Source organism: uncultured Limnohabitans sp., assembly GCF_937889215.1.
Classification (GTDB): Bacteria; Pseudomonadota; Gammaproteobacteria; order Burkholderiales; family Burkholderiaceae_C; genus Limnohabitans_A.
In genome coordinates this window covers 1-1,787 of the sequence record NZ_CALBEX010000431.1, presented here as the reverse complement: position 1 = coordinate 1,787, position 1,787 = coordinate 1, and the positions used below count along the sequence as shown (strand labels likewise).

At 61.6% G+C, this 1,787-nt stretch carries 1 protein-coding gene; it reads right to left on the bottom strand.

Annotated elements, in window-relative coordinates:
* Positions 1–94: 94 nt before the first annotated feature.
* Positions 95–1,787: DNA gyrase C-terminal beta-propeller domain-containing protein (locus tag Q0341_RS11015; protein ID WP_299513158.1), on the bottom strand; the 1,693-nt coding region annotated here is incomplete at its 5' end.

Below are 1,787 nucleotides of genomic sequence, written 5' to 3'. Positions count from 1 at the left end.
CGTGCCAGTCCAGCATTTCGGATGCGGCTTGCTGCAACACAGCCTCGGGCATGACGGCGGGACCCGCCGAGAAGTTGAACGCGCGCCCCATCACTTATTCCGCTGCAGGTGCGCTGTCGTCTGTCGGGACCTCAGCGTCGCCTTCGGCGGCATTGGCGTCGTTTTCCACGATGCGTTGCAGGCCTGACAGCTTGGCACCATCGTCCAGACCGATCAAAGTCACACCTTGTGTGGCGCGGCCCAGTTCGCGGATTTCAGAAACGCGTGTTCGCACCAAAACGCCTGTGTCGGTGATGAGCATGATCTCGTCATCGGCGTGCACCAAAGTAGCGGCCACGACTTTGCCGTTGCGCTCGGATTGCTGGATGGCGATCATGCCCTTGGTGCCGCGGCCGTGGCGCGTGTATTCGGTGATGCTGGTGCGCTTGCCGTAGCCGTTTTCTGTGGCCGTCAGCACGCTGGCGCGGGCTTTGACCTCGTCCGCCGGGGCATCGGGGTTTTCTTGTTCCGAGACCAACATGGCGATCACGCTTTGGTGGTCTTCGATCATCATGCCGCGCACACCGCGTGCACTGCGGCCCAGCGGCCGCACATCGTTTTCGTCAAAACGCACAGCTTTGCCGCCGTCGCTGAACAGCATCACGTCGTGCTGACCATCGGTCAGCGCCGCACCTACCAAAAAGTCGCCGTCGTCCAGGTTGACGGCAATGATGCCGCCCTTGCGGGGGTTGCTGAATTCATCGAGCGATGTCTTCTTGACCGTGCCCATGGAGGTGGCCATGAAGACGTATTGGTTCTCGGGGAAGGTGCGCGCCTCGCCGGTCAGGGCCAGCACCACGTTGATCTTTTCGCCTTCTTGCAACGGAAACATGTTGACGATTGGACGGCCACGTGAGCCGCGCGAACCGGCAGGCACTTCCCAGACCTTGAGCCAATACAGACGGCCCCGGTTGGAGAAGCACAGCAAATAGTCGTGCGTGTTGGCGATGAAGAGCTGGTCGATCCAGTCGTCTTCTTTGGTCGCTGCGGCTTGCTTGCCACGGCCACCGCGTTTTTGTGCGCGGTATTCACTCAGCGGCTGGCTCTTGATGTAACCGCTGTGGCTGAGCGTGACCACCATGTCGGTGGGTGTGATCAGGTCCTCGGTGGACAGGTCTTGCGCGCTGTGCTCGATTTCGCTGCGGCGAGCGCCGATTTTGGTTTGGCCAAATTCCTGGCGCACGGTGCCCAGCTCGTCGCCAATGATGGTCGACACGCGCTCTGGCTTGGCCAGAATGTCCAGCAGGTCTTCGATCTCGGTCATGACCTCTTTGTATTCGGCCACGATCTTGTCTTGTTCCAGCCCGGTCAGGCGTTGCAAGCGCATCTGCAAAATCTCTTGCGCTTGTGTGTCCGACAGGCGGTACAAGCCGTCTTGGCCCAGGCCGTATTCGCGCTCCAGACCTTCTGGGCGGTAGTCGTCGGCATTGACCACCGAGCCATCGTCACGGGCGCGGGTCAGCATGGTGCGCACCATCTGGCTGTCCCATGCGCGGGTCATCAACTCGGCCTTGGCCGCGGGCGGTGTGGGCGCGCCGCGGATGATGGCGATGAAGTCGTCGATGTTGGCCAAGGCCACGGCCAAGCCTTCCAGCACATGGCCACGGTCGCGCGCTTTGCGCAGCTCGAACACCGTGCGCCGTGTCACCACTTCGCGGCGGTGCTGCAAGAAGACCTGGATCAGGTCTTTCAGGTTGCACAGCTTGGGCTGGCCGTCGATCAAGGCCACCATGTTCATGCCGAAGGTG